The organism is Metabacillus sp. GQ13, assembly GCF_059758525.1.
The window spans coordinates 173,305-200,266 of sequence record NZ_JCAXET010000008.1 but is presented as its reverse complement, the minus strand read 5'-3'; the positions used below and the strand labels follow the sequence as shown (position 1 = coordinate 200,266).

Sequence of the window (26,962 nt, the reverse complement as noted above, 5' to 3'; positions counted from 1 at the left end):
GAATAGACCTTACTCAACTAATGTTAATACTGTTTTCAAAAGAACATTTACTCCCTTTTCGCAGTCTTCCCAAGTTGTTAATTCTTCCTCGCAATGGCTCTTCCCGTTTATACTCTGCACAAAGATCATTGCACTTGGGATATAACTTGAAAGGAATTGGGCATCGTGTCCTGCACCACTGTCCATTCGTTTATACGGATAGCCTAATGATTCTGCAGACTCAGCTAGCTTATTACATAGCTGTTTATTGAAAAAAACAGTGGAGCGATCCCAAAGTTTTTCTACTGTGATTTCACAACCTTCATTCGCAGAGATTTTAGTTAGCTCTAAAATATTTTCTTCTACATTTTGGATAATGATCGGATCCTTATGCCTTGCTTCAAGGGTAAAAACAACCTTATTTGGAATAACCGTATGGATGTTCGGTAACACATTCACTCTTCCCATTGTGAACACCAAATCGTTATCTAAAGCAGCTAATTTTTTTCTTGCTTCTGTGATAACTGCATTTGCCGCAAAAAGCGCATCTTTTCTCATCTCCATTGGGGTGGTACCAGCATGATCTGACTCGCCCGTTACTTCAATTTGATAACAAACCATTCCAAGGACGCTTTCGACGACGCCAATTGGCAAGGATTCTTGCTCTAAAATAGGTCCTTGTTCAATATGTAATTCTAAAAAGGCTGTCGCTTCATTGATGCGTGCCTCTTCACTACCCAGATAACCAATAGCATATAATGCATCTTCGAAAGTGATGCAATCGACATCTATTTTTTGAAGCATTGTAGCTTTATCAAACTTTCCTGATAGAATACCAGATGACATCATTGAAGGTTCAAATCTCGCCCCCTCTTCATTGGTTATATTCATGATTGTTAAAGGAACACATGGTTTTATTTTTTTGTCAACTAGCGTACGTGCGATTTCTAAACCTGCCAATACACCTAACGCCCCATCAAAGCGCCCTCCTTTTTTGACTGTATCTAAGTGGGAACCAATTATGATTGGAGGTTTGCTGTTATCCACTCCTTCTAAAGTTGCATAGATATTTCCGATATCATCAATCTTGATCGACATTCCGAGTTCCTTACAACGGGAACAAAAATAGTCCCTTGCTGTTTGATCCTCTTTTGATAAAGCTAGACGTGTGACCCCATTATTCTCTGTTTTGCCAAATTGCGAAAATTCTTCGAGAGTATTTTTTAAACGCTCACCATTAATGAATACATTTTGTTTCTCCATAACCATTTACCTCCTTGGACCTCATAAGGCTTACAATCATTTATTTAGCTTGTTGAATTACCTTAACGGAAAAATACTTACGTGCTTCTGCCGTTAAAACTTGTAAAGTTTCTGAGCTATCCGAGTCTTCGGGATGTTCAAATTCAATGAATGCACCACTTAAATTTTCGGAAACTTTTTTAATTTTGTATCCTTTTTGAAACAAAAGATCAATTTGATCTCGTTCTTGCAAAAACCGTTGGTAGTCTGACATTTTATCTACTCCTTCCCATATTAAATAGAATTAGTTCTTTCGTGTATCCCTCGTTTTATGTTCTAGATCGTTTCGATATTTTTCTCGTTTTAAATAGTTTCCATTGCCTGCTTTTCCTACAAATTGCTTATCACGGATGACGAATTCTCCTCGAGATAAGACAGATACAGGTTCACCAATTACTTTCATTCCCTCGAATGCATTATAATCGACAGCCATATGGTGAGTTTCAGCTGAAATGATTCGCTCTACTGTAGGGTCAAAAATAACAATATCTGCATCACTTCCAACAGCAATCGTCCCTTTTTTCGGAAATAAACCGAATAACTTTGCCGCTCTTGTCGAGGTAATGTCAACAAATTGATTCAGTGATAATCTTCCTTTCTTAACCCCTTCTGAGAAGAGAATGCTTACGCGGTCTTCGATCATTGGTCCCCCATTAGGAATTAATGAAAAATTACCCTTTCCAAGATCTTTTTGTCCATTGAAATCAAACGAGCATTGATCTGAACCCAATGTTTGCAACTGTCCAGATTTTAACGCATTCCATAAAACATCTTGATTCCATTTTTCACGTAAAGGTGGTGACCATACATATTTTGCTCCTTCGAAATTTTCCTTTTCTAAATACGTTTGATCAAGCACTAAATACTGCGGACAAGTTTCTCCCCATATATCAATTCCTTTGCTTCTAGCTTCGGCAATTTTCCGTGCAGCTTCATCACAGCTAACATGGACAACATAAAGTTGTGAGTTAGCAAGTCCCGTTAATATCGCAGCTCTTCCTGTCGCTTCACCTTCTGCTTCAGGTGGTCTTGTCAGCGCATGATAAATCGGATCTGTTTTCCCTTCCGACAACGCTTTTTTCACCAAGTAATCGATCACATCTCCATTTTCAGCATGAACCATGACAAGTGCGCCAAGTTCCTTCCCCGCAACAAGAGTTCGAAATAAAGTCTCATCATCTGCTTGGAACTGATGTTTATATGCCATAAATACCTTAAACGATGTAATTCCTTCCTCTTCAATAACCTCAGGAAGTTCGTCTAAAACAGCTTCATTTGTTTCGACAATTTGGAGATGGAAACCATAATCAATAACCGCTTTATCTTTTGATTTTGCATGCCATGTTTGAATTGCACTTTTCAGCGGTTTCCCTTTACTTGTTAAACAAAAATCTATTACAGTTGTTGTCCCTCCGAATGCAGCAGCTATCGTCCCAGTTTCAAAATCATCCTTCGAAACTGTCCCACCAAAAGGCATTTCCAAGTGTGTATGGGGGTCAATGCCCCCAGGAAAGAGAAATCTACCTGATGCATCAATTACATCAGAGCCTTGTATGGAAAGATTTAATCCAATCTGGCTAACAACACCGTTTTCAAGACAAATATCTGCTTGATATGTATCAGATGCCGTCACAATCGTTCCATTTTTAATGATCTTTTTCATTTCTTTCACCTCTAAATTCTAAAATTTTCCAAAGTAAGAATCCTTGCCTATCACTCTTATAAACATCTGAATAAAATGTATATTTAATTTACTTATCCATAGGATTAACTCCGAAGGAAAGCGCTGAAATTACTCCCTGTCGCTCATTCCAGGTCATTGGCGGGAGCTCATTAATTAGTTCAACCATATCAATCGCTCCATCAACGGGACAAACTATTGAACATAAGTTACACCCGACACAATCATTTTCTCTTACAAGTAAACTACTTTTTCCAGTTTCATCTTTGACCATATCAATACATTGATGGGCGGTATCTTCACAAGCTATATGACATTTATTGCAATTTATACAAATATTATTGTTAATTCTTGCTACTACCTTGTAGTTAAGATCAAGATCTCCCCAGTCTGTATATTTGGCTACTGCTTTGCCAACAAGATCCTGTGCAGCTGCGATACCTTTTTCATCTAAATAATTGTTTAATCCATCAATCATATCTTCGACAATTCTAAAACCATGGTGCATAGCTGCAGTACAGACTTGGACACCTGTAGCACCCATCAGCATGAATTCAATCGAGTTTTCCCAGTTAGATACACCACCAATCCCGGATATCGGGATATTAATCTTTGGGTTTCGTGCACATTCACCTACCATATGAAGAGCAATCGGTTTTACTGCTGGACCACAATAACCGCCATGAGCACCTTTACCAGCAACATGAGGAATCGTGTTCCAATTGTTGATATCGACCCCTGCTAAACTATTAATGGTATTAATCAAACTAATTGCATCTGCTCCACCCTGAACAGCAGCTTCTGCAGTGGAGGTAATATCAGTAATATTTGGAGTCAATTTTACAATCACTGGCGTTTTCGCTACTTCTTTTGCCCAATAGGTTTGTTTTTCAACTAGTTCTGGAACTTGTCCTGAGGCAGCACCCATCCCTCTTTCAGCCATTCCGTGTGGACAACCAAAGTTAAGCTCAAGTCCGTCAACACCGACGGCTTCTACTCTTTTAACAATTTCATGCCATTTATCTTGCTGAGGTTCGACCATTAGCGAGGCAATTATTGCGTGATCTGGGAATCGCTTCTTCGTTTCATAGATTTCTTTTAGATTCACTTCTAATGGACGATCAGTAATTAATTCTATATTGTTAAATCCTGCAACCTTTTGACCGTTAAAGCTTATGGCTGCAAATCGTGATGATGTATTTATGATTGGATCACCCAAGGTTTTCCATACCGCTCCACCCCAGCCTGCTTCAAAAGCCCGTTGAACTTGGTAGCCTGAATTTGTTGGAGGCGCAGAGGCCAACCAAAAAGGGTTCGGGGATTTAATTCCAGCTAAATCCATCCGTAAATCTGCCATCATCATACCTCCCTAATAATCGATCTGCTTCTGGTTCAGTCTTTCTATATTTATACCGTTTCGATCTTAGAATCTGACAATAGTTTATGAATGGAATAGGCACTCTCTTTTCCCTGTTGCGCGGCTGATACAACCATTGCTTCCCCATGATCTTTGCCAAATATGACATCTCCACAGGCAAACACTTTATGATTAGACGTTTGATAGGTCTTAGGGTTAATTGTCACGACGCCTTCTTCATGGGCTAGATCGAATTGTTCTATTAAATGAACATATCTAGATTGTCCAATTGCTTTAATGATTGCATCCACTTCTAAAATAAATTCTGAGCCTTCAATCGCTACTGACCGGAAGCGACCATCTTCTTCTGCATTCGTTAATTTCATCTTGATGCACTCAATTCCTGTAACTTTTCCATGGTCATCACTAATAATTCTATTTGGAGATGTGAGCCATCTAAACTCCACGCCATCTTGTTTGGCAAATTCATATTCAAAGTCATAGGCAGTCATTTCTTCACTTGTTCGTCTGTATAAAATTTTTACATTTTCTGCTCCTAAACGTATGGAACATGTAGCAGCATCGATCGCAGTATTTCCTGCACCAATAATCGCAACCTTTTTCCCGAGAAACTGCTCGGTGATTGGTTTGGTTTTTGTCTCCTTTACAAATTCAATCGCGTCATACACTCCATCTAAATCCTCACCACTAATCCCTAAATTAGGAACATGTGCCATCCCGATCGCAAGTAGGATAGCATCATAATTGACGAGCAATTCTGAGACGGATATATCTTTACCAACTCTTGTATTTGTTCGAATTGTTACGTCTAAACTTTCTACTTGCTTTACTTCCCAGTAAGAAACGACAAGTGGAAGTCTAAAAGAGACAATTCCGTAAGTGTTTAATCCACCTGCCTGCTCTTCTGCTTCAAAAATAGTCACCTCATATCCAATCAGGGCAAGCTCTCTAGCAGCCGAAAGACCAGCTGGACCTCCGCCAACAATGGCAATTGATTTTCCATTCCTTTTGCCTGCTTCGAATAAGACCTGTTCATTTTTTATTGCCCAGTCTGTTGCATAACGTTGCAGGTTTCCTATCATAATTGAGGTAGTGGAATGATTTAGGACACAAGCTCCTTCACATAATTCTTCTGTTGGGCAAACCCGAGCACAGCTGGCTCCAATTGGATTTGCTTGCATGATTTTCTTCGCTGATCCTTTGAGATTACCTGATGCAATTTTTTTAATAAATGAAGGAATATCGATTCCAGTTGGACAAGCGTTTATACATGGGGCATCAAAACAATATAGACAGCGATTTGCTTCATCTAATGCTTTCTGAGGTGATAATTCATGTTCAACTTCTTGAAAGTTTTTGTTTAAATTTTTTAACGATATTCTCGGGTGTGAAACTTCACTCAATATTAAAAACCTCCCTTTAAAAACTTATGAGGAAACTTTATTAGGAAAATCTTTTCAATAATATGAAGCGAAATATCCTTATTTAGTATATTTTTTTACTTTCTCCAAACAATAAAAAACAATTTTTCTAAACGTTTTATAGATAAGTAATCGATTATTTCCTTTGCTGATTTTAGCTTTATTGTATATATATATTAAAGATTTCCCGAAAATATACTGCTTGTACTAATATTGCAGGTTAAAATTCCTGTTAATTTATCACATATAACAACTATTATCTTACGAGGTATTAGGTGTACTAAAACTAATTTAAATAATTGCGATATTTTAGATAATTGAAATGATTGAAAAAAATGAAGAAGTTTCTTGGATATTTATGCTAATATAAATAATAAGAGACAGTAAGTGTATGTAACAGTGAGAGCTTTGGTTGTAGGCGTTTTTTATGTTAGTAGAGGAATTTATATCATGATTAAAATATAGGTATTTATTAGAGGCAACTGAAATGAACGTACAAATAAACATGTTATGATAAATCTTGTTAATTTTATAATGATGACTTTAAACTGGTAATATTTATAAGAGTTTAAGATTACTTCCTACAGGGGATGTATAAGGAGAGAATGTATTGACCCTATCTTAAAATAAATAGCCCTATAATCTCTAACGTGTCGTACACTGTTTTTAAAAAAGTTTTTTATTTTAGGAGGATAACATGGAACTATCTTTACTTTTAGAATATGGATGGGTTTTACTAATTTTGATTTTTTTAGAAGGTTTATTATCTGCTGATAATGCTTTAGTTTTAGCTATTATTTCAAAGCATTTACCTGAAGAGCAGCAAAAAAAGGCAATTAATATTGGATTGCTCCTAGCTTTTATCTTTAGAATTGGTGCTATTTTTATTATTTCGTTCCTTTTCCACGTTTGGCAAGTCCAAGCTATTGGAGCTGCTTATTTAATTTTTATCTCGCTAAAACATTTATTAAAAAAGCACGACGGAGGAAAAGAGAAAAAAGGCAAAAGTTATCGAATGACTGTTGCTCAAATTGCCTTAGCAGATATCGCTTTCGCTGTTGATTCTATTTTAGCTGCAGTAGCACTTGTCATTGCATTGCCTGAAACGCCTATGCGTGATATTGGTGGGATGGATGGTGCTCAATTTATCGTGATTGTTATCGGTGCAATTGCCGGTTTAATTGTTATTCGATTTGCAGCAGGGTTCTTTGTTAAGTTATTGACTAAGCGCCCTAGTCTTGAAACTGCTGCCATGTTATTAGTAGGTTGGGTTGGGGTCAAGTTATTAATGCACACTTTTGCACATCCTTCTGTACATATTGTTTCTCATGAGTTTGCCGAGGGTCCCATTTGGATGTCAATCTTCTGGTCTGTTATGCTGCTTATTGCTTTAGGTGGTTGGTTCATGTCTAAAGAAAAAATAGTCGAAATTAAAGAAGAAGAGAAATAAAAAAGCGCGTATTAAAATGGTAAAGAGCTTGGATCCCCCAAGCTCTTTTTTGTTTGTGTTGTTTGATTACACTCTTCCTCTCAATGCTTCACCATTTTATGCATCATTGTAACAAAGCATCTGCTTCAATAATTTCTAGAGTTAGGTTATTATTTCTAGCTAAATCGATTTCGTAGGGTGCCACCGTCTCCCCTACTTCATCTCTGATAATTCTTATCTCCGGCCGACCTACAGCATTGATGTTATATTTTGATACGATACCCATTCGTCCGTCATTTAATTTTACCGTAAGCCCTGGTGGATAAATCGCAATACATCCTTTAAATAATTGAATTTGCTTACGTTCAAATTGTGTGTCAGCTCCGGCGTAAAGCACTTCAATTCCTTTATGTGGAAGCATCGCAGGTCGATAGGAACGATTCGTTGAAACTGCATCAAATACATCAGCGACACTCAATATTTTCGCATAGGGATGTATTTTATCTCCATTTATTCCTCTAGGGTAACCCGTTCCATCGACTCTTTCATGATGTTGAAGGGCACAATGCGCTACAGTTAAAGGTATCCCATGAACATTTCTAAGAATCTCAAATCCCAATTCACTATGCGCTTTTACTTGTTCAAATTCTTCCTTTGTTAATCTTCCAGGTTTATTGATTACCTCATTTGGGATTAACATTTTCCCTAGATCATGTAGTAACGCACCTAATCCTATCTCTTGAATTTGCTTAGCTGGTAACCCATTTTCAATCGCTAACTGGCATGAATAGATTGAAACGTTAAGACTATGGGTATATAGGTGATTGTCGAGAATCTTAGTAGATGCTAAAAAATTTAGCGCTGTTCGATTATCTATTAAACTACTTGAGATACTTGCAAATACCTTCTGAAAGCTTTGAATCGCTCTTTCGGTTTGTAACATCCCAGGGATATTTGAAGAGGATGTATTTAAATCGGTGATTATTTTTAAGCCATTAGTTATGGTATCAATCGATTCCACACGTAATTCTTCTGGAATCGATTCAACGATTTCGATACCCTCTGATACCTCATCTTCAATATAAACTGTAAACACATGAAACTGTTTTAGTCTTCTTATTAAACTATCTGTAAGCTCAGTTCCACTTGCTAACAGGATTTTCCCATTCTCATGGAAAATTGATTTAGCTAATATTATCCCTGTACGAGCTCGTTCTAACGTGATTAAACGCATGATCTTCTTCTCCTGACTATATATGTATCCAATAAAATTAATTAATAATCTATTCGTTCTTACATTTTTATATACAAAAATAGAAATTCCATTCACTCGTCATAAACAACTCTCAACTGTAAGCAATCACCACTGAGCAAATTGTACTATTATGTCGATTATAGTGCTAAATGTCCTATAATACAATTGAGATAGAATATTTTTTGGGTAGTAGATCATAGCACCTATGACAAAAGATACACTATTCACTTTTTTATTTTATTATAACCTCGAGGTCTTCCTTAAAATTTCTAAAAATCCTTTAGAAGTATCTAGACTAGTGATAAACTAATGTTATAAATTAGGATATTTGGAGATGGATGTAAATGATGGAGCAAGAAATATTACGTATTACAAATGTAAAGAAGTCATACGATACGACGGAAGTACTAAAAGGAGTGACCTTTCAAGTAAATAGAGGGCAAATTATTGGTTATATTGGTCCAAATGGCGCTGGAAAGAGTACCACTGTAAAATCATGCTTGGGATTGAAGAAGAGTATACAGGTGAAGTGAAAATTTTCGGGAAAGATATCTCTGATGGTGACTTGGAATTTAAAAGAAAAATAGGTTATGTGCCAGAGGTTGCCGAAGTATATGATAATTTAACAGCTCAAGAGTATTTAACGTTTATTGGTGAACTATATGGTCTTGATTTTGAACTAGTTGATTATAAAGCAAAACGATTGATGGAATTATTCGGAATTGGTGAAGTCTATCATTCTAGAATTGTCTCCTATTCAAAAGGTATGAGACAAAAATTACTGATTATTTCGAGTCTACTACATAACCCTGAATTGTTATTTTTTGATGAACCAATCAATGGGTTAGATGCCAATAGTATGATGGTTTTCAAAGAAATATTGGCTCAGCTAGCAGCTCAGGGGAAGACAATTTTTTATTCTTCTCATCTTATGGACGTTGTTGAAAAGATAAGTAGCCGTATTATTTTATTAAATGATGGCAAGATTGCTGCTGATGGCTCTTTCGATGAATTAAAACAAACGAATAAAGAAGGATCGTTGGAAGCTATCTTCAATCAACTAACAGGCTTTAGTGAACATAAGGAAATTGGAGCTAGATTCGTTTCCGTTGTGGGAGAGGTGTAAGGGATGCGGGATTTCCGAACACTGAAGATTTTAGATCGATTTGAAAAAATATTTACCCTTTTTGGTGTAGATTACAAGATTATGAGAAAGATATTACAAGTGAAGTTTATGTTGGATCAGCGTAGAGTGCCGACGATTTTTAGTCAACATGGTACTAAAAAGGGGAAAAAGGACACAGAGAGTAACGGTTATCTTAAATCTCTTTGGATTTACGTTTTGTTCGGTCTAATTATAATACCATTTATCGTAATGGGTAATAATTATATTTTTCAAATGAGTACGGTCTTTGGAATCTTTATGTTTTTAGTTTCATCATCGATGATTTCAGACTTTTCTTCTGTGTTATTAGATATACGAGATCGAAATATTCTTTATCCAAAACCTATAGATAGACGAACAATTAGTACTGCTAAAATGATTCATATCTTCATGTATTTAAGTTTCTTAACACTAGAAATTATTGGAATCCCGTTAATTGTTGGATTTTTTACAAAAGGTATCTTGTTTACCCTGATCTTCGTGATAACGATCATTTTTATTGATCTATTTATCATTGTAATAACAGCTTTATTGTACATGTTTATCTTAAAATTCTTTGATGGTGAGAAGTTGAAGGATTTGATTAATTACGTCCAAATTGCTTTGTCACTTGCGATTATGATTGGATATCAACTACTTGTAAGGTCATTTGAATTTATCAATTTTACAATAGTATTAGAACCTAAATGGTGGCACTTCTCCATTTTTCCAATGTGGTATGGTGCGATCTTTGAGACACTTATGAAAGCTGAATTTAGTACCTTCTATCTGTTTTTATCAGCATGCGGCTTGGTTATACCAGTTATTTCATTTCTTATCTATCTTAAATTGTTACCAACCTTTGAGAAAAATCTACAAAAGCTATCTGTACATAGTAAGGGAAAAATGCAAAAACCTAGCAAACTTAAAGAGTTCTTTTTGAAAATAATTTGTAGAACAGCTGAGGAACGAGCCTTTTTCAGATTTGCTAGCTTAATGATGAAAAATGAACGAGATTTTAAGCTTAAGGTTTATCCATCGTTAGGCTTTTCGATTGTTATCCCGTTTATCTTTTTAATCAATGTCATTCAACTAGATTCTCCTGCTGATTTATCAAACAGTTCTTCTTATTTTACGATTTATTTCAGTTTAATTATCATTCCGACTGTTGTGATCATGTTAAAGCATTCAGGAAAATATAAGGGTGCATGGATCTATAAATCCTCTCCGTTAAAAAACTTGCAGCCAATATTTAGTGGGACAATGAAGGCGTTTATTTTTAAATTATTTTCCCCCCTATATTTGTTGCTATCAGTCAGTTTTATTTGGATTTTCGGTATAGATATTCTAGTAGATCTTATTGTCGTTTTTGTTAATGCATGTATCTATACTATTGTTTGTTTCTTAATGTTGAAAAAGACTTTACCTTTTTCCGAATCATTTGATACAGCCAATCAAAACGGTGGAGCGAAGGTATTTGTATTAATGTTGATTGTCGTAATTTTCGCCGGTCTACATTTTGGCAGTACATTCATCCCCTTTGGTGTTTATCTCTATTTACTATTTGCGATTATTTGTTTAGTTTTAGTCTGGCGAAGCGCTTTTAAAATGACTTGGGCGAACATCAGTGATTAACATTCTAAAAATGAGCCCCTTATTAAACTAGTGTAAGGGGCTTACATTCTTACTAATAACTAAATTGAATTTCCATTGATCATTCTTAGTTTCTCTTAATATTGACTGTTCCCTGATTGACTCGTTTGGCCTGATGAAAAACCCTTAAATAGAGTTGGTACGTTTGAATAGCTAGTGTTGGTAATTCTTGCTGTTGATGTATGACTATCTGTTCGCAGAATTGAATCTTTTACATTGGAGATATTTGAATTATTTACATTCATTGCTACTTTAAAAGAGGTTCCACCATTTTGTCTCACTAATTTTCCGATATCATTTGCACGGAAATTAGTAATATTGATTGTTCCTGCTGCATTCATTTGAAAGACTTTATCATAGGCTTTATATGCCGCACCACCATTGATTGTCACCGTACCAGACGATTTTAAGGTTAAAGCATCTTCTCCAACATCATGCCACGTAACATTAGTAATTGTGCAGTTGCCATAACAATGAACTCCGTCAGCAGCTGGTGCGCCGATATTGACATTTTTTAGAGTAGCTCCTGCTTCCACTCTAAATAGTGGTTTTTGATTCTCTCCTTGGCTTCCATCCCCTAATGTATTTGGATTAGCAACAAATGTGTTCCACTGTCCATCATAAGTTGAACCAGCCGGGACAATAATCGTTGAATTTACAACTGTAGCTGCTTTTGCAGGTGGTGCTGTGGTAACAGAAAACATCATTCCTAAAAATAAGAGACCACTAATTATTTTTTTCATTTTTCTCTTCCTCCTAAATTGAAATCGCTTCCATTTTTTTATTAACCGCCATTCTTTACTCATATGCCTCCCCTCATTTCCAATTTTATGGGAATGAAAGAATTGTGTATATAGATTTTGTCACTATGCTAGTCTAATGATTATGACTAAACAAAAAGATTATATCTATCAACCTAGTCACTAGACCTTTTCCAATTTATTACTAGTAAGAAAGTTTCGCTGGATCATTTACATCTAGGTAAAAGGACTTTTATATGAATGTTATAAATTAAATTACTGCATAAAGAGGCTGCACCTTTTTGATATACAGCCTCTAAAAATAAAATTTAGTTTTCAAGGATTTACAATTACTTTTATCACTTTCTCCACTCGATCTGCTCTTCCAGGTGTAGAAGTTTTCTTATTAAACTCTCACACTCTTTAAACAGATCCTCGATTAATGGAGTACTGTTAGCTAAAACACGGACAATCAATCCATTACAGCTTAACAAGCTGACTCCAATTCGTGCCTGATTAGTAAGTACTGATAATTCACTTCGTACTAATTCTATCCATTTATTGGTTATTTCTGAATGGATGTAAAACATGGTCCCTATATGTGTATAGCCTTCTAAGTACATAATTTTTTCGAAATTAGTACTAGGTTCTAATAATTGATGATCAAACATAGCTAAATCTCCATCTACAAAGATTTTCATTTTAGATGAAACCTTTTTATATTGAAAAAGCTTTTCATCTGCAGACCAACCATGCGTGATGATATCAGTATAATAAAAGGATGCTGATGAACTCATATAAACATTCACATTTTGGGTGAAAATCGCATCTTTATAAGGAATTAATGAATCCTGTTTAATGTACAACTCACTATTTTCTTTTAAAAAATAGTCCATCGTTTGCGTAACACCCACGGTTGGAGACTTATAGATTTTTGTTGATGCCTGTGTCGTTAATGCGAGTGATGAGGATTCATTTACAACAACTTCTGTTTTGTATGTATCGCCATCAACATAGCCACCACCGACATGAATAAGCGTCAGCAATGGGAGACCACCTGATAAATAAGTGGGTCTAGTTATTTTGAACACTCCATCAAAAAAACTATTTGTTATGACAGACCGATCACGTTTCTTCCCTACCTCTAATTGAAGGTAGCCTGTGAAGTTCATACTTCTAATCCAGTTAAAAAGGCTTCCCTTCTTATCCACTCCACAACATCAGTAACACCTGTGCCATCCTTTAGGTTAGTAAAAATATAGGGTCTGTCACCACGGGATGCAAGTGTATCTTTTCTCATAACTTCTAAGTCGGCACCAACGTAGGGTGCTAAATCAATTTTATTGATGATAAATAAATCAGATTTAATCATACCTTGACCACCTTTACGTGGAATCTTTTCCCCTTGGGCTACATCGATTATATAAATTGAAAAGTCAACTAACTCTGGGCTGAATGTAGCAGCAAGGTTATCGCCACCACTTTCAACAAAAATTAAGTCAAGATTTGGATGACGTTCATTCAACTCGTCAATCGCAGCAAAATTCATTGAGGCATCTTCTCGAATTGCTGTGTGTGGACAGCCTCCCGTTTCAACACCAATAATTCGATCCTCAGGTAATGCACCATTAATGATTAAAAATTGTGCATCTTCCTTTGTATAAATATCATTCGTAATAACAGCAAGTTCTAATTCCTTGATAAGTTCTCGTGTTAACTTATCGACTAATAGTGTTTTCCCGGCACCAACTGGTCCTCCAACACCGATACGAATAGGTTCTCCCATATTAATTCATCCTTTCTAACGTTTCTTTATGACATAAATAAACGAACGGTTAACTCTTCATGCCTCATTTGGGCGATTTCTAATCCTGGTGAACAAGCACCGAACTCATCATCTGTAAGATTCATCATGTGATGAAGAAGGGTCGTTAAAAACGGTTTTAGCTCATGCATGATTCTTTGTCCATCTGTTTGCCCTAAGGGTATTCCTCTTACTCCGTTTTGAATAAGAGATGAAGAACTTGCGAAAAGATAGCTTGATAGAGTTGTCTTCAGATCAATAGTTAATCCATAACATACTAACGCAAAGACAATCGAACTATGGCCATGAAGTTGTTTTGCTTTAATTTTCTGATCATATTCTTTAAGTAACAAGTCGTCTCTGTACAATTCAAGCATAACCTTAACAAGTTGCTTCCCAATCCGTTTGTTTCCTACACGTGTTTCTCGTGCATTTGATAAAGCGTATAATTCTTGATCTAGCTGCCAGATCTTTTGATGGTTTTTTGCCTGAATCGCTTCATAGGCAAGCCGACAAGCCAACCCATCCGTGTACAAGTACTGGGTTTGTAAATAATGCTTAAGGGCTAACATAAATGTGTTTTTATCTTTTACTTTTTCTTCCTGTATATATGTTTCAAGTCCAAATGAGTGTGAAAAAGCTCCAGATGGAAAATTAGAATCACAAATTTGGAGAATATGAAACAGTTGGTTAGTCATGGGAATGTCCGATATGCTTGAAGGCTACGTTCATTCTTCTATTTTCACGGATAAACGGTACGTTTAACTCCTCTAGTAATCTCTCGACAAGGTAGTCATATTGGACAATCATTTCATCATTTTCAAATTGAGCAGGTAGATGACGATTCCCCAATTGATGAGCAATTTCTCCCATCTGCAAAAGACTCGTTGGTTTAATGACAATGACATCATCTTTTATCACCGTAACGACTATTGAATTATTATCATCCTGATAAAGAATATCTCCATCAATTAATTCCTTTGCTTCTTTTAAACGAATTCCTAGTTCTTTTCCATGATCTGTTTTTACTCGTTGAATTTTCTTTACTAAGTCATCGCTTCGTAAATAAACGCGCTCAATATGTGCAGGTGTCTTCTCTTGTTGCTTAATATTTCCTACGATCTTCTCAATAATCATTTTCCTCACCTCAAAATAGAAAGTATCGTTGCGCTAAAGAAACCTTATCGTCTGGTTCACATGTAATCAATTCTCCGTCTACCCTTACTTCGTAGGTCTGTGAATCAACATCAATCACAGGAGTTTCACCATTAAAGACCATATCCTTCTTAGTTAACTTTCGAATGTTTTTGACGACAGCTACTTGTTTTTGTAAACCCAGTTTTTCATGTACCCCTAATTCGAACGCAGCCTTTGATAAAAAAGTTAATGAAGTCGAATATTTCGCTTTACCAAAGCTTGCGAACATTGGGCGATAAATAGCAGGTTGTGGTGTTGGTATGGACGCATTTGGATCGCCCATTACACTCCATGCAATCATCCCTCCTTTTACAATTAATTCAGGCTTTGCCCCAAAAAAAGCAGGTTCCCAAAGAACAAAATCAGCGAATTTACCAACTTCAATCGACCCGACATAATCGGAAATTCCATGTGTGATTGCTGGATTAATTGTGTATTTAGCGATGTAACGTTTGGCTCGTGCATTATCGTTTTCTTCTCCAGCGACAAGATCACCACGCTGACGTTTCATTTTATCTGCTGTTTGCCAAGTCCGTGAAATAACTTCGCCAACCCTACCCATCGCTTGAGAATCGGAGCTAATGATACTAAATACGCCAAGATCATGAAGGATATCTTCTGCTGCAATTGTTTCTTTACGAATTCTTGAATCTGCAAAAGCTAAATCCTCTGGAACAGAAGGGTCTAAATGATGACATACCATCAACATATCTAAATGCTCAGCAATCGTGTTAACCGTATATGGTCTTGTCGGATTTGTCGATGATGGAAGAATGTTCGGATAGGAAGCAGCTTTAATTATATCTGGGGCATGCCCGCCACCAGCACCTTCTGTATGGTAGGTGTGGATAACTCTGCCATCAATCGCTCGAAGCGTATCCTCAACGAATCCACCTTCATTTAAAGTGTCTGTATGTATAGCGACTTGAATATCATACTTGTCAGCTACTGTTAACGCTGTATCAATATTAGATGCCGTTGTACCCCAATCTTCATGTAATTTTAAGCCAATTGCCCCTGCTTCAATTTGTTCAATTAAGGCTTGTTCTCCAGAAGCGTTACCTTTTCCTAAAAAGCCAATATTGATTGGGAACTCTTCTGCAGCTTTTAACATATTATGAATATTCCAGGCACCAGGTGTACAAGTTGTTGCATTTGTTCCAGTTGCCGGTCCTGTTCCGCCCCCGATCATTGTTGTCATTCCAGATTCAATCGCAGTCTGAATTTGCTGAGGACAAATAAAGTGAATATGAGCATCAATACCCCCAGCAGTTAATAGCATCCCTTCTCCAGCAATAACCTCAGTAGATGCTCCGATCACAATGTTTACTTCATCCATTAATAAAGGATTTCCTGCTTTTCCGATTGCTGAAATAATTCCATCTTTGACACCAATATCTGCTTTATAAATACCTGTGTAATCAACGATCAATGCATTAGTTACGACTAGGTCGACAGTTTCACTTCGCGTTGCTAAAGGATGCTGCCCCATACCATCGCGAATGACCTTTCCACCGCCGAATTTAACTTCATCACCATATGTTGTATAATCTTTTTCTACTTCAATAAATAACGATGTGTCCCCTAGTCTTACTTGATCTCCTACAGTAGGTCCAAACATATCAGTATACTGTTGTCTCGACATCTGAAAGCTCATTATGACACTCCTTTATCTAGTGCATCATTTGTTAAATTATTGAGACCATATACCTTCCGCTCACCTGAAAAATCAACAAGCTCGATCTCTTTTTGATCACCTGGTTCAAACCTGACAGCTGTACCAGCAGGTATATTTAGTCTTTTACCATAGGCCTTTTTTCGATCAAAATCTAAGAGTCCATTAATCTCATAAAAGTGAAAATGGGAGCCAATTTGAACAGGGCGATCCCCTTTATTAACGACCTGTAGCGTAATCGTCTGTTTCCCTACATTACATAAAATAGGATCTTTCTTTAATTTGTATTCACCTGGTATCATGCTTTAAGCCTCGTCTCTTTGGAACTACCTTCATTCCCTTAATAAATTGGATCATGTACTGTCACAAGCTTTGTTCCATCTGGGAATGTAGCCTCAACTTGGATATCATGGATCATTTCTGGGATTCCCTCCATGACATCTTCCTCAGACAATATTTGTCTACCATACTGCATTAACTCTGAAACAGACTTGCCATCTCTTGCACCTTCCATTACTTCATAGGTAATAATTGCAATCGCTTCTGGATAATTCAATTTAAGTCCTCGTTGCTGCCTTCTTCTCGCCAAGTCAGCTGCAATGACTATCATGAGCTTACCTTGTTCTCGTGCTGTCAATTTCATCAATACCACTCCTTATACGGCTAAATGCTGTTGAAGATCACGTTCATTTATCTCATCACATGGGCCGTTCATAACCATCTGGCCTTTGTCGAGAATATAGTACTCATCAGCACATGCCAATACAACATCTAAATTATGTTCGACTAATATAATCGACATCTCTTTTTCTCGTGAAATTTTCATTAAAACCTCCTGGATTAATTGAACAATAGATGGCTGTATTCCTTCCATCGGTTCATCTAGGAGCAGAAGCTTTGGATTTGAAATGATCGCCCTTGCAATGGCAAGTTGCTGTTGCTGACCACCACTTAAATCTCCACCCTTGCGATCAATCATCTCTTTTAAAACAGGAAACCAATCGAAAATTTCATCAGGAATTGTTGAGGTTCGTTGTGCTTTCGGAAGAGCTTCCATACCTAACAAAAGGTTTTCTTTAATCGAAAGATCTGAAAAAATCTCTCTACCCTGGGGAACATAGGCCATTCCAGATCTCGCACGATGTTCAGGACGTTCGTTCTTCAAATTAATTTCTTCGAATTGCACCTTACCGCTTACGACTGGTATCAGACCCATTAATACTTTCATCAAAGTTGTTTTCCCTACACCATTCCTACCTAGTAAACCGACTATTTTACCTTTAGGAACTTCTATATGAATGTTTCGCAAAATCATTGTCTGGTCATAGCCAGCCTGAAGATCTGAGACATGTAACATCTTAGCTACTCCTTCCTAAATAAACATTTTTCACTTCATCATTTTCTTGAATCTCTTTCATTGAACCTTCACAAAGTACTTTTCCCTCATGCATGACAACAACCTTGGTCGAAAACTTTCTTACAAAGTCCATATCATGCTCGACAATCAGTACAGAACAAGTTTTAGCAATATCTTGGATCAACTCTCCCGTTTTTGTTCGTTCCTCACTAGACATTCCAGCAATTGGTTCATCTAGGAGGAGAAGTTTCGGTTCCTGTATTAGTTGCATACCAATTTCAAGCCACTGCTTTTGCCCATGTGACAACGATCCTGCTAATTCATGACGTACTTCGTATAACCCAATTTTATGAAGCAATGCTTCAATTTTACCATTTTGAGAAAAGGTCATTTTCGCACCTAATATCGAAAACAAGCCTTTTTTCTGCTTCATCGCGATCTCTAGATTTTGATAAGGAGTTAAGGATAAAAAAATACTTGGAGCTTGAAATTTCCTTGCAATTCCTTCGTGAACAATTTTCTGTTCTGGAAGCTTTATCAGCGATATTTTTTCGTCAAAAAGGACCTCACCATCTGTTGATCGGGTTTTACCGCATATGACGTCCAACAACGTGGTTTTCCCAGCTCCGTTAGGACCAATCAGAAATAAAATTTCTCCATGTTGCACCTGTAAATTAACACCCTGCAGTGCTTTAAATCCTGAAAAATCAACAATGACGTTACGACACGAGAGAATCGACTGCATGCTTTTCTTCCTCCTTTCCTCGTTTTTTAGAGAAGCGTTGTTTTATATTTTCAACCAAGCCAGCTAATCCGTTTGGTAAATACAAAACGACTAGAAGGAATAATCCACCTAAAAAAAACGTCCAATATTCTGGGTAGGATTCACTTAAAAAGCTTTTAGCACTATTTGTTAAAATTGCTCCGATGACAGCAGCTATAATGGAATGTCTACCACCTATTGCAACCCATAAGACCATTTCTATTGAAGGAATAATCCCCATCATTTCAGGCGAAATAATACCTACCTGAAGGACAAATAACGCACCAGCTATCCCTGCGAAAGCGGCTGATAACGCATAAATAAATACTTTGAAGATAGCGGGATTATACCCTAAAAAGCGTAGACGATTCTCACCATCTCTTATCGCAATTAGTAATCTACCAAAACGAGATTTGGTTAATATGAGCGCGACCCCCATAATCAATGCTAATAAACCGACAGTTAAAAAGTACAAGAAATTTTTTGTACCAGGATCTGCTAATGGGACTTGAAAAACTGTGAAAAAGTTTGTTAATCCGCTTGTTCCACCAGTTATTTGCTGACTACCGATAAATAGAGTCACTGTCACCACAACGACTGCCTGTGAGATTAGAGAGAAAAACACTCCTTTTATGCGATTATTAAATGTAAAGTATCCGATGATCCAGGCTACAGCAAAAGGTAGTAAAACTGCTGCCATTATCGCAAAAACAGGACTCTTAAATATTGTCCAGATAAATGGTAGTTCTGTTATTCCATTCCATTCCATAAAATCAGGAACTCCATTTGGGGAAGCCTCTAGCTTTAAATACATCGCCATACAATAGGCTCCTAGTCCAAAAAACACACCATGACCTAAACTTAAAATCCCGGTAAATCCCCAGATGAGACTGAGTCCAACAGCAATAATCGCAAAGCATAAAAACTTCGCAAGCAAACCCATTCTAAAATCTGAAAGGAGTAAAGGAGCTATGCATAATAGGAGAAAAAACACTCCGTAATAGGCTCCTTGACTATATTTTTTCATCATAACCGCACCTCCATTAATCTAAAGCTCTCACCTTAGCACCCGCAAGCCCTGTAGGTTTCCATTGCAAGAAAATAATAATAAATGCAAAGACAATTACTTTTGCATAGGTAGCACTTGTTGATAGCTCGACAAATGTGCTTAATATTCCTAACATTAAAGCCGCTAGAATTGTTCCTTTTAACTTTCCGACTCCACCTAATATGACAATCATAAACGCATCGACAATATAGGTTGTTCCTAGAGTTGGCCCGATTGAGCCTATTAATGTTAATGAACAACCAGCAATACCCGCAAACCCACTACCTAATGCGAATGCTGTACCATCAACTTTCCGAGTCGATACACCTAAACAAGATGCCATATCACGATTTAATGTCACAGCCTTCATCCTTCTACCTGAAGGGGTTTTATATAGGTAAAGAAACAGTAAAAGGATACTGATTAGCACTAATGCAATAATAAATAGTCGTTTGTATGGCAATGTCATGCCGATAATCGTCAGCCCGCCATTTAACCATTCTGGTGCAACAACCGCAACATTCGGAGCTCCAAAAATTGATCTTGCCGCCTGTTGGAGAATTAAACTAACACCCCATGTTGCTAGTAAACTATCAAGGGGACGCTCATATAAAAATCTGACCACTGTCTTTTCCATTAAAAACCCAATGATTGCAGCGATAATAAAAGATAATGGAATGGCAAGGATATAATAATAGCCAAAAACGGATTCTGGAAGGTATTGGATAAATGCTTGTTGTAGAACGTATGTAGTGTAGGCCCCTATCATAATAAACTCACCATGAGCCATGTTAATAATATTCATTAACCCAAATGTGATTGCCAGACCTAAAGCAATCAAGATAAGTATCGATCCAAGGCTAATTCCATTAAAAAGTTGAGAGACAACAATCGACAAGGACTTTTCCTCCTTTTCTAGGACAACTAAATCTCATTCAAATTCATACCCTTTCGTTCTAGTTACTAAAAACGAAAGGGTATAATGACAACTTTGATTAATTCTATTGACTACTTAATTCACTAGCCCAATCATATGATTTTAAATATGGATCCGGTTTAACCTGTTCACCTGAATTCCAGACTTCTTTAAATTGCCCATCAGCTTGAACCTCGCCGATACGAACCGTTTTATAGATGTGCTGTGTTTCACCATCGATCCTAACGGTTCCACCTGGACCTGTAAATTCAACTCCATCAGATGCAGCTTTCACTTTATCGACATCGAAAGATCCTGCTTTTTCTACCGTTGCAGCCCATAAGTAAACGGCAATATAAGCGGCTTCGATAGGATCTCCTGTTACACGGTCATCCCCATATTTAGCTTTGTAATTTTCCACAAATGTTTTATTTTCAGGTGTATCTGTTGTTTGAAAATAGTTCCATGCTGCATAATGCCCTTCTAGAACATTCGTGCCAATCCCTCTAATTTCTTCTTCAGCAACACTTACAGATAAAACTGGTATATCGTCAGCTGATATGCCTGCATCTTGAAGTTGCTTAAAGAATGCAACATTACTATCACCATTTAATGTATTAAAAATAACGTCTGGTTTCGCAGTTTTTATTTTATTTATAATCGTGTTGTAATCAGTGTGTCCAAGTGGTGTATATTCTTCAGCAACGGCTGTACCACCCTTTGCTTCCAACTGTGCATTGACAATTTTATTTGCAGTCCTTGGAAATACATAATCCGAACCTATTAAGAATATGTTTTCACCTATGTTTTCTAACATCCAGTCAACAGCCGGAATGATTTGTTGATTTGTTGTAGCTCCTGTATAAAAAATATTAGGTGATTCTTCCATCCCCTCATATTGCACGGGATACCATAGTAATCCATTACTTTGCTCGACTACCGGAAGCATCGCTTTACGACTTGCAGAAGTCCAACCACCAAAAATAGTTGCTACCTTATCTTGCTCAAGAAGTTTTCTTGCTTTTTCAGCATATGTAGGCCAATCTGACGCACCATCTTCAATAACGGGTTCAATTTGCTTTCCTAATACGCCTCCTGCAGCATTAATCTCGTCAATCGCCATTAACTCTGCATCACGTAAGGAAACCTCACTTATTGCCATCGTGCCACTTAATGAATGGAGGATGCCAACTTGAACCTTATCACCTTCATTACCTGAACCTACATCTGATATCGTTTCTTGACTAGCCTCATCTGTTTGAGCAGAACAAGCACCTAGAAATAAAACAGTCATAATTAATGCTAAAAAGCCCTTTTTTACCTTCATTAGTAACACCCCTTATCAATTTTCAGCATTTGTACCCTTAGACAATTAAGTTTATGTACTAATAAATAACACTTAATGTGAGGAAAGGTAACACCTAATGTAATTTATATTATACAACTTTCGTTAGATAATCAACTAATTTTTAAATATTTCGATAATTACTTAATGTAACCGTTACAACTTGTCTAATTCTTCTGCCTTACTTTCGCATTTACAGTTGGAACTTTACAACCTGATAAAAGAGTTTCTAGAAACACGGTAATAATTGAAAACATTCCTACCCTTTTTCGGTAACCTAAGATATTTCCTACACTCTCACTGAATATAATCGATCATTTAATTTGCTTTACCAAGAACTTTTCTATCTTGTTATTTAATTATAACTATTTAACCGCTTCCTTCATGGTCAATCCCTCAGATTTGGTGAGTGAGCAAGAACCCTATTAAAATGAGTTTCTACCAAGTAAATCAATTATTTCCCTATTAGTGTTCGCTTTCCATACCTCCCGAGATAAGTCGTATTCAGCGAGAATTTTGCTAACCTTTTCTAAAAAGGCAGCCCCTTGAAATGCCACTGTTAAACCTGGTAAAATTTTCGAAAGATTTTTTCTTCATTTGGGTCTTGTCCTAAGTCATAAAGTTCTGAGTCAGTTCGAGTAAATGGACCAGGATCATAGGTTTTAATATATTTGTATCTATCTGTTCGAATTCCTCTAGCCAGCATGATCCTACTATTTAACATATAATCTCAACACTTATCTATCTTATTCAAACGTACTTTACTAACACTTATACTAATTAAAAAAAATACGTTTCCACTGAATGTAGAAACGCATCATCTTACACAAATATAATGATTAACTTCGTAATGTTACGAGTTTTTTCCAAAGGTTTGGCATTAATAATTGAACTCTTCATTATTTAATACTACTTTTTCCCTTTTGCTAAATAACCCAACAAAATATAAATAGCTCCAATAAATAATATGAAGATTTCAAATATAAATCCTAACGAACCAATAGAAATAAAAAAGGTGATAATAAAGCCTAAACCAACCATTATACAAAAAACAATATAGAAATTTTTCCATAAATTACCTTTCAGCTTGAAAGATCCAATTCCAGTGATTAAACCCAAAAAAAGAAGGATTACTATAGTTAATATGTCAGTAGAGGAATGATCATATCCTGTGCTAAATGCTTTTGATAAGCCTATTCCTATGAATAGCAAAATACCAAATCCTGTTGCTACAAGGATAGTCAATAAACCCACGATAACACCTAAAATCTTTGAATACATAAATTCTTTCATTCGAGATCCCCCTGTAATTGATCTTTCATCCAGTTAGGATTGCATGATCCATTCATAAACTATAGTATAAGCAATCTTGTAAATGTAATTAGGTTTTGAAAACTTAAAACAATTCATAGGTAGTTCCTTAGTTGTTATCTTATTGGCACATTTCATTTTATATATTTTGCATAGATTGCTATTTCAGTTGCGATCCAAATAGACAACTATAAACTTTGTAATTCCTTTTTTATTAATGACAACTACAATGCCATTATAGATAAATAAATACATATAACTGCAGCACTAAATAGAAGAATAGAAGTTAAAAGATTCCTACGTAATTTGAAACCTACTGCACAAAAAAAGATCGCTGCAGCTAATTTGGAACCGCATTGATAATAAACATTATCTGAAAATAAGAACTACTAAAGATAATTGAAAGTAGCAAGGCTGATGTGGTTAGTATCTTAAACCACAAAGGCTCTTTGAGAAATTGCTTAAACAGAAATTTCATCCACCTCATGACATCTTTCTCTTTTCAGAAACTTTTTCAAAAATAGAACTAGGTAGTTATTAAATCAAATAAGAAGTCATTATTTAGATTTTCATTACTTTCTTCATTCGATTAATAATTTCAATGAGTGCTTTGAAGCTAGGAACCATTAGTTTTTCTGAACCAAAATTCATAATTATATACGTTTCAGTCGATGGATCAACAAATATATGAGTTGAAAGAATACCTATATGACCTTTTAATCTAGGTAAACCCTTCAAAAGAAAAAAGAACTCTTCAAACCGAATTTCCATCAAACCTACACCATAGTGAATCCCTCTAGTAAATTTATGATTACAGTTTTCCATTAAACGGATTTTTTGTTCACTAATTAACTTTCCCGTTCTGAAGGCTTTATAAAAAGAAAGAAGATCCTGAGGCGTTGATATAATACCTCCCCCTGACCAATCAGCACTAAGGCTCAGAAAATTAGTTACGTCTGTCCCGTTTAACCAAATAGTTTGAACGGAGTTTAGTATATTGATAGGTTCCGAATAAAACAATAAATAAGAATCGTTCATTTCAAGTGGTATGAAAATTTCGTCATGGAGATTTTTGTGAAAAGGTTTATCTGTCACTTTTTCAATGAGCTGTCCAAGTAATATATATCCGGTATCAGAGTAATAAAAGTTCTTGCCTGGAACACCCACTGCATTTTGTTTTTCCCTTGTAAAATCAACTAATTCTTTTGGTGTCCATGTCTTATTCGGTTTAGTAAGGATCAGCTTTGAAACAGGTGTACCCGAACTTACTGGGCCATCAAAATAATCACCAATACCCGAAGTATGTGCTAATAGTTGATCAACGGTAACCTCATTCATATAATCTCTTTGATTAAATACAAAAAGTCCTGCAAGTTCATTGTGTGTGAAGTAATTTGTAATCGGATCTTTTAAAGATAGATAACCCCTTTCTACTAATATCATAATTAAAGTTGCAGTAAAAACCTTTCCTATGCTTGCAATATGGAAAGGTTGATTCAATTTGTCTGCTGAATATGTATATTGAAAGTCTAATTTCTCACTATTAATTAAAACTTGAATACTTGATTTGGGATTTTTCCGTTGTATTTTATGGAAATATTTATCAAAACGAACTTTCACAATTTCTTTAGTAACTTCTTTCAAAGTGAACACCTCCGTCTGAATACACTAATTAACTATGAATCACAGCGACATTTTACGAGTGAACTATACAAATTGTTTTCTTTATTGGTTAATATTCTAAATGTACGTAATATATTCCTGCTTCCCTCATCACTCAACATCCATACTTATCAATAATTTGAACCAATTATAGCAATGACTAATTGAAACTTACTTATCACCTTATTTAAAAGAAAGGCTCCATTAAAATTGAAGTTAATTTTAGTTCCAGAAGTTCACTTTCCGCTGGTGTTCCGGGAGTTTTCTCAGTACATACGCCTACGGGGTCTCCTAAAGGTTCCTCCCGCAGGAGTCTTACGTCTTCCATTTCAATCAACACCGTGATTAGTTACCCATAAATTTCACATAGATAAATAAACAAACATTATTAAAAATCGTTAGTTATTAAGCAAACAATTTTATTGTTTGTTTATCACACTCATTGACACACCCTCAACATTATTATAAAATGTTTGTTATTAACTAATCAAATTTATAATTTGTTTATTAGCTTAAATATATTTAAACTGGATGTGTTTATAGAATGGAAATATCAGATTTGTTTTGGAATGCCTCATTAGAAGAATTGAAACAAGGCTTTATAGAGGAAAAAAATACGTATATCTGCCTATTATGTGGGGAGAAAGTCGAAAAAGGAATCATTTATCCTTTCGAAAATATGTTTTTTGAAGCTGCAAGGTATACCCGTATTCATATTGAGAGTACCCACCAATCAGTATTTGAATACTTAATTGAAATGGATAAGAAACTTACTGGACTAACTGACCATCAGAAGAGTCTTCTTTTGCTTTTTTATCAAGGTAAAAGTGATACAGACATTCAAAAGGAATTGGGAATCGGTAGTACATCAACGATACGTCACCATCGTTTTGCACTGAAAGAGAAGGAACGACAGGCTAAGACATTTTTGACGATGATGGAATTATTGAAAGAAAAGGATCAATATGCACCAGCTTTTATACCTGTTCATAAAACAGCGACAATGGTAGATGACAGATATAACATAACAAAGGAAGATCAAGAAAAGATTCTTCAAAAGTATTTCACAGTTGGAACAAATATAGTCTCATTAAAGAAATTCCCACCAATGGAAAAGCAAAGGCTCGTTGTCCTGAGGGAAATCGTAAAACATTTAAAGAAAGAACAGATCTATGATGAGCAAGAATTAAATCAAAACTTGAAAGTTATTTATGAAGATTACGTTTTGATAAGAAGATATTTGATTGAATATGGCTTTTTAGATCGTAAACCTGATGGTAGCGAATACTGGTTAAAACAATAGGCATTTTCTAAAAGTTTGTTGCTCTTACGAATAAAAACCAGCTTTTGGATGTATACAATGTAAATTGAAGCGATCTCCAGAGGGATATTAGAGTAATTTACCGAAAAGAGCGCGAAGCTATACTTACAACGTGAACATAAGTACTTTTGTACGGAAAACAACAATCTTTGCAACAACAGTCAAACAATAAGAATAGAAAGTAGGGAAAACAGGATGGATCGTAAAAAAGAATTAAAACAACTTTATAAAGAAACAACAATAGATGCAGGTGTTTATCAAATTAAAAACACGATTAATCAAAAAAAATTTATCGGAAGTACTAAAAACGTAAAGACGTTAAACGGTATAAAATTCATGCTTGAAACAGGTGGATATACGAACAAAGAGCTTCAAGAAGAATGGACTCAGTTTGGAAAGGATGCTTTCACTTTTGACGTTTTAGAGATTCTCAAGAAGAAAGATGACCCTTATTATAACGATAGAGAGGCATTGGAAGAACTTGAGGGAAAATGGGTAGAACAAATACAACCATATGGAGAAATAGGATATAACATTCAAAAACACAGATAAATGATTTATTAAACAAGAAGAAAGTTTGG

General features: G+C 35.9%; 26 protein-coding genes and 1 pseudogene. 6 read left to right on the top strand and 21 right to left on the bottom strand.

Annotated elements, in window-relative coordinates:
* Window positions 1-9: 9 nt before the first annotated feature.
* From AC6CHR_RS12215 to AC6CHR_RS12195, 5 genes are all read right to left on the bottom strand, one after another.
* Window positions 10-1,242: a Zn-dependent hydrolase gene (locus tag AC6CHR_RS12215; RefSeq protein WP_498249081.1), complete on the bottom strand. Its 1,233-nt coding sequence runs from the start codon at window positions 1,240-1,242 to the stop codon at window positions 10-12.
* Window positions 1,243-1,282: 40 nt separating this feature from the next.
* Window positions 1,283-1,495: a hypothetical protein gene (locus AC6CHR_RS12210; protein ID WP_498249079.1), complete on the bottom strand. Its 213-nt coding sequence runs from the start codon at window positions 1,493-1,495 to the stop codon at window positions 1,283-1,285.
* 30 nt (window positions 1,496-1,525) lie between these two features.
* The gene (hydA, locus tag AC6CHR_RS12205; protein WP_498249077.1) at window positions 1,526-2,944 is read right to left on the bottom strand and encodes a dihydropyrimidinase; all 1,419 of its coding nucleotides are present in this window, start codon (window positions 2,942-2,944) and stop codon (window positions 1,526-1,528) included.
* 88 nt (window positions 2,945-3,032) lie between these two features.
* Window positions 3,033-4,319 carry an NAD-dependent dihydropyrimidine dehydrogenase subunit PreA gene (gene preA / locus AC6CHR_RS12200; protein WP_498249076.1) on the bottom strand — a complete coding sequence of 429 codons (1,287 nt, stop codon included), beginning with the start codon at window positions 4,317-4,319 and terminating at the stop codon, window positions 3,033-3,035.
* 50 nt (window positions 4,320-4,369) lie between these two features.
* Complete coding sequence (locus AC6CHR_RS12195) at window positions 4,370-5,743, bottom strand: NAD(P)-dependent oxidoreductase (RefSeq protein WP_498249074.1); 1,374 nt, start codon at window positions 5,741-5,743, stop codon at window positions 4,370-4,372.
* A 715-nt stretch (window positions 5,744-6,458) separates the two neighbouring features.
* Here AC6CHR_RS12195 and AC6CHR_RS12190 point away from each other — a divergent pair.
* A complete protein-coding gene (locus AC6CHR_RS12190) occupies window positions 6,459-7,211 on the top strand; it encodes a TerC family protein (protein ID WP_498249072.1) in 753 nt (250 codons plus the stop codon).
* 103 nt (window positions 7,212-7,314) lie between these two features.
* Here the strand turns inward: AC6CHR_RS12190 and AC6CHR_RS12185 are convergent, their stop codons facing one another.
* Complete coding sequence (locus tag AC6CHR_RS12185) at window positions 7,315-8,424, bottom strand: HD-GYP domain-containing protein (protein WP_498249070.1); 1,110 nt, start codon at window positions 8,422-8,424, stop codon at window positions 7,315-7,317.
* A 365-nt stretch (window positions 8,425-8,789) separates the two neighbouring features.
* Here AC6CHR_RS12185 and AC6CHR_RS12180 point away from each other — a divergent pair.
* The 3 genes and pseudogenes from AC6CHR_RS12180 to AC6CHR_RS12170 form a co-directional block, all read left to right on the top strand.
* Window positions 8,790-9,226 (top strand): annotated as a pseudogene (locus AC6CHR_RS12180) (ATP-binding cassette domain-containing protein); the annotation flags it as partial.
* Complete coding sequence (locus tag AC6CHR_RS12175) at window positions 9,212-9,571, top strand: ATP-binding cassette domain-containing protein (RefSeq protein ID WP_498249147.1); 360 nt, start codon at window positions 9,212-9,214, stop codon at window positions 9,569-9,571. The pseudogene AC6CHR_RS12180 and the gene AC6CHR_RS12175, both read left to right, overlap by 15 nt.
* 3 nt (window positions 9,572-9,574) lie before the next feature.
* Window positions 9,575-11,224, top strand: coding sequence for a hypothetical protein (locus tag AC6CHR_RS12170; protein ID WP_498249068.1), 1,650 nt, complete (start codon window positions 9,575-9,577; stop codon window positions 11,222-11,224).
* A gap of 95 nt (window positions 11,225-11,319) precedes the next feature.
* Here the strand turns inward: AC6CHR_RS12170 and AC6CHR_RS12165 are convergent, their stop codons facing one another.
* The 15 genes from AC6CHR_RS12165 to AC6CHR_RS12095 all read right to left on the bottom strand — a co-directional run bounded on the left by AC6CHR_RS12165 (window position 11,320) and on the right by AC6CHR_RS12095 (window position 25,042).
* Window positions 11,320-11,985 (bottom strand): pectate lyase, encoded by a 666-nt coding sequence (locus AC6CHR_RS12165; protein WP_498249066.1) that lies wholly within the window; start codon window positions 11,983-11,985, stop codon window positions 11,320-11,322.
* Window positions 11,986-12,341: 356 nt separating this feature from the next.
* Window positions 12,342-13,154, bottom strand: a complete 813-nt coding sequence (locus tag AC6CHR_RS12160) for an urease accessory protein UreD (RefSeq protein ID WP_498249065.1) — start codon at window positions 13,152-13,154, stop codon at window positions 12,342-12,344.
* Window positions 13,151-13,768 (bottom strand): urease accessory protein UreG, encoded by a 618-nt coding sequence (gene ureG / locus AC6CHR_RS12155; protein WP_498249063.1) that lies wholly within the window; start codon window positions 13,766-13,768, stop codon window positions 13,151-13,153. The genes AC6CHR_RS12160 and ureG overlap by 4 nt, the downstream gene beginning before the upstream one ends.
* Before the next feature lie 26 nt (window positions 13,769-13,794).
* A complete protein-coding gene (locus AC6CHR_RS12150; protein WP_498249061.1) occupies window positions 13,795-14,484 on the bottom strand; it encodes an urease accessory protein UreF in 690 nt (229 codons plus the stop codon).
* Window positions 14,477-14,923 carry an urease accessory protein UreE gene (gene ureE, locus AC6CHR_RS12145; RefSeq protein ID WP_498249145.1) on the bottom strand — a complete coding sequence of 149 codons (447 nt, stop codon included), beginning with the start codon at window positions 14,921-14,923 and terminating at the stop codon, window positions 14,477-14,479. The genes AC6CHR_RS12150 and ureE overlap by 8 nt, the downstream gene beginning before the upstream one ends.
* Before the next feature lie 10 nt (window positions 14,924-14,933).
* Complete coding sequence (gene ureC, locus AC6CHR_RS12140) at window positions 14,934-16,640, bottom strand: urease subunit alpha (RefSeq protein WP_498249059.1); 1,707 nt, start codon at window positions 16,638-16,640, stop codon at window positions 14,934-14,936.
* A complete protein-coding gene (locus AC6CHR_RS12135; RefSeq protein WP_498249057.1) occupies window positions 16,640-16,960 on the bottom strand; it encodes an urease subunit beta in 321 nt (106 codons plus the stop codon). Before AC6CHR_RS12135 ends, ureC begins: the two co-directional genes overlap by 1 nt.
* Window positions 16,961-16,998: 38 nt before the next feature.
* Window positions 16,999-17,301: an urease subunit gamma gene (locus tag AC6CHR_RS12130; RefSeq protein WP_498249055.1), complete on the bottom strand. Its 303-nt coding sequence runs from the start codon at window positions 17,299-17,301 to the stop codon at window positions 16,999-17,001.
* Between the two features lie 12 nt (window positions 17,302-17,313).
* Complete coding sequence (urtE, locus tag AC6CHR_RS12125) at window positions 17,314-18,015, bottom strand: urea ABC transporter ATP-binding subunit UrtE (RefSeq protein ID WP_498249053.1); 702 nt, start codon at window positions 18,013-18,015, stop codon at window positions 17,314-17,316.
* Between the two features lies 1 nt (window position 18,016).
* On the bottom strand, window positions 18,017-18,760 hold the full coding sequence (urtD, locus tag AC6CHR_RS12120) for an urea ABC transporter ATP-binding protein UrtD (RefSeq protein ID WP_498249051.1): 744 nt from the start codon (window positions 18,758-18,760) through the stop codon (window positions 18,017-18,019).
* Complete coding sequence (gene urtC / locus AC6CHR_RS12115; protein WP_498249144.1) at window positions 18,735-19,805, bottom strand: urea ABC transporter permease subunit UrtC; 1,071 nt, start codon at window positions 19,803-19,805, stop codon at window positions 18,735-18,737. Before urtC ends, urtD begins: the two co-directional genes overlap by 26 nt.
* Before the next feature lie 16 nt (window positions 19,806-19,821).
* The gene (urtB, locus tag AC6CHR_RS12110) at window positions 19,822-20,724 is read right to left on the bottom strand and encodes an urea ABC transporter permease subunit UrtB (protein WP_498249049.1); all 903 of its coding nucleotides are present in this window, start codon (window positions 20,722-20,724) and stop codon (window positions 19,822-19,824) included.
* A gap of 103 nt (window positions 20,725-20,827) precedes the next feature.
* Window positions 20,828-22,069 carry an urea ABC transporter substrate-binding protein gene (gene urtA, locus AC6CHR_RS12105; protein WP_498249047.1) on the bottom strand — a complete coding sequence of 414 codons (1,242 nt, stop codon included), beginning with the start codon at window positions 22,067-22,069 and terminating at the stop codon, window positions 20,828-20,830.
* Window positions 22,070-22,996: 927 nt separating this feature from the next.
* Window positions 22,997-23,380, bottom strand: a complete 384-nt coding sequence (locus tag AC6CHR_RS12100) for a hypothetical protein (protein WP_498249045.1) — start codon at window positions 23,378-23,380, stop codon at window positions 22,997-22,999.
* Between the two features lie 579 nt (window positions 23,381-23,959).
* Window positions 23,960-25,042, bottom strand: coding sequence for a serine hydrolase domain-containing protein (locus AC6CHR_RS12095; protein ID WP_498249044.1), 1,083 nt, complete (start codon window positions 25,040-25,042; stop codon window positions 23,960-23,962).
* A 562-nt stretch (window positions 25,043-25,604) separates the two neighbouring features.
* Between AC6CHR_RS12095 and AC6CHR_RS12090 the strand changes: the two genes are divergently transcribed.
* Together AC6CHR_RS12090 and AC6CHR_RS12085 are read left to right on the top strand one after the other, a co-directional pair.
* Window positions 25,605-26,363 carry a DUF2087 domain-containing protein gene (locus tag AC6CHR_RS12090; protein ID WP_498249042.1) on the top strand — a complete coding sequence of 253 codons (759 nt, stop codon included), beginning with the start codon at window positions 25,605-25,607 and terminating at the stop codon, window positions 26,361-26,363.
* 213 nt (window positions 26,364-26,576) lie between these two features.
* On the top strand, window positions 26,577-26,933 hold the full coding sequence (locus AC6CHR_RS12085; RefSeq protein WP_498249040.1) for a GIY-YIG nuclease family protein: 357 nt from the start codon (window positions 26,577-26,579) through the stop codon (window positions 26,931-26,933).
* Window positions 26,934-26,962: the final 29 nt, after the last annotated feature.

Bases quoted from the DNA above. Each gene is read 5' to 3' on its own strand.
- AC6CHR_RS12215 (WP_498249081.1), bottom strand. From the start codon at position 1,242: ATGGAGAAACAAAATGTATTCATTAATGGTGAGCGTTTAAAAAATACT.
- AC6CHR_RS12210 (WP_498249079.1), bottom strand. From the start codon at position 1,495: ATGTCAGACTACCAACGGTTTTTGCAAGAACGAGATCAAATTGATCTT.
- hydA (WP_498249077.1), bottom strand. From the start codon at position 2,944: ATGAAAAAGATCATTAAAAATGGAACGATTGTGACGGCATCTGATACA.
- preA (WP_498249076.1), bottom strand. From the start codon at position 4,319: ATGGCAGATTTACGGATGGATTTAGCTGGAATTAAATCCCCGAACCCT.
- AC6CHR_RS12190 (WP_498249072.1), top strand. From the start codon at position 6,459: ATGGAACTATCTTTACTTTTAGAATATGGATGGGTTTTACTAATTTTG.
- AC6CHR_RS12185 (WP_498249070.1), bottom strand. From the start codon at position 8,424: ATGCGTTTAATCACGTTAGAACGAGCTCGTACAGGGATAATATTAGCT.
- AC6CHR_RS12175 (WP_498249147.1), top strand. From the start codon at position 9,212: ATGAGACAAAAATTACTGATTATTTCGAGTCTACTACATAACCCTGAA.
- AC6CHR_RS12170 (WP_498249068.1), top strand. From the start codon at position 9,575: ATGCGGGATTTCCGAACACTGAAGATTTTAGATCGATTTGAAAAAATA.
- AC6CHR_RS12165 (WP_498249066.1), bottom strand. From the start codon at position 11,985: ATGAAAAAAATAATTAGTGGTCTCTTATTTTTAGGAATGATGTTTTCT.
- AC6CHR_RS12160 (WP_498249065.1), bottom strand. From the start codon at position 13,154: ATGAACTTCACAGGCTACCTTCAATTAGAGGTAGGGAAGAAACGTGAT.
- ureG (WP_498249063.1), bottom strand. From the start codon at position 13,768: ATGGGAGAACCTATTCGTATCGGTGTTGGAGGACCAGTTGGTGCCGGG.
- AC6CHR_RS12150 (WP_498249061.1), bottom strand. From the start codon at position 14,484: ATGACTAACCAACTGTTTCATATTCTCCAAATTTGTGATTCTAATTTT.
- ureE (WP_498249145.1), bottom strand. From the start codon at position 14,923: ATGATTATTGAGAAGATCGTAGGAAATATTAAGCAACAAGAGAAGACA.
- ureC (WP_498249059.1), bottom strand. From the start codon at position 16,640: ATGAGCTTTCAGATGTCGAGACAACAGTATACTGATATGTTTGGACCT.
- AC6CHR_RS12135 (WP_498249057.1), bottom strand. From the start codon at position 16,960: ATGATACCAGGTGAATACAAATTAAAGAAAGATCCTATTTTATGTAAT.
- AC6CHR_RS12130 (WP_498249055.1), bottom strand. From the start codon at position 17,301: ATGAAATTGACAGCACGAGAACAAGGTAAGCTCATGATAGTCATTGCA.
- urtE (WP_498249053.1), bottom strand. From the start codon at position 18,015: ATGTTACATGTCTCAGATCTTCAGGCTGGCTATGACCAGACAATGATT.
- urtD (WP_498249051.1), bottom strand. From the start codon at position 18,760: ATGCAGTCGATTCTCTCGTGTCGTAACGTCATTGTTGATTTTTCAGGA.
- urtC (WP_498249144.1), bottom strand. From the start codon at position 19,805: ATGAAAAAATATAGTCAAGGAGCCTATTACGGAGTGTTTTTTCTCCTA.
- urtA (WP_498249047.1), bottom strand. From the start codon at position 22,069: ATGAAGGTAAAAAAGGGCTTTTTAGCATTAATTATGACTGTTTTATTT.
- AC6CHR_RS12100 (WP_498249045.1), bottom strand. From the start codon at position 23,380: ATGAAAGAATTTATGTATTCAAAGATTTTAGGTGTTATCGTGGGTTTA.
- AC6CHR_RS12090 (WP_498249042.1), top strand. From the start codon at position 25,605: ATGGAAATATCAGATTTGTTTTGGAATGCCTCATTAGAAGAATTGAAA.
- AC6CHR_RS12085 (WP_498249040.1), top strand. From the start codon at position 26,577: ATGGATCGTAAAAAAGAATTAAAACAACTTTATAAAGAAACAACAATA.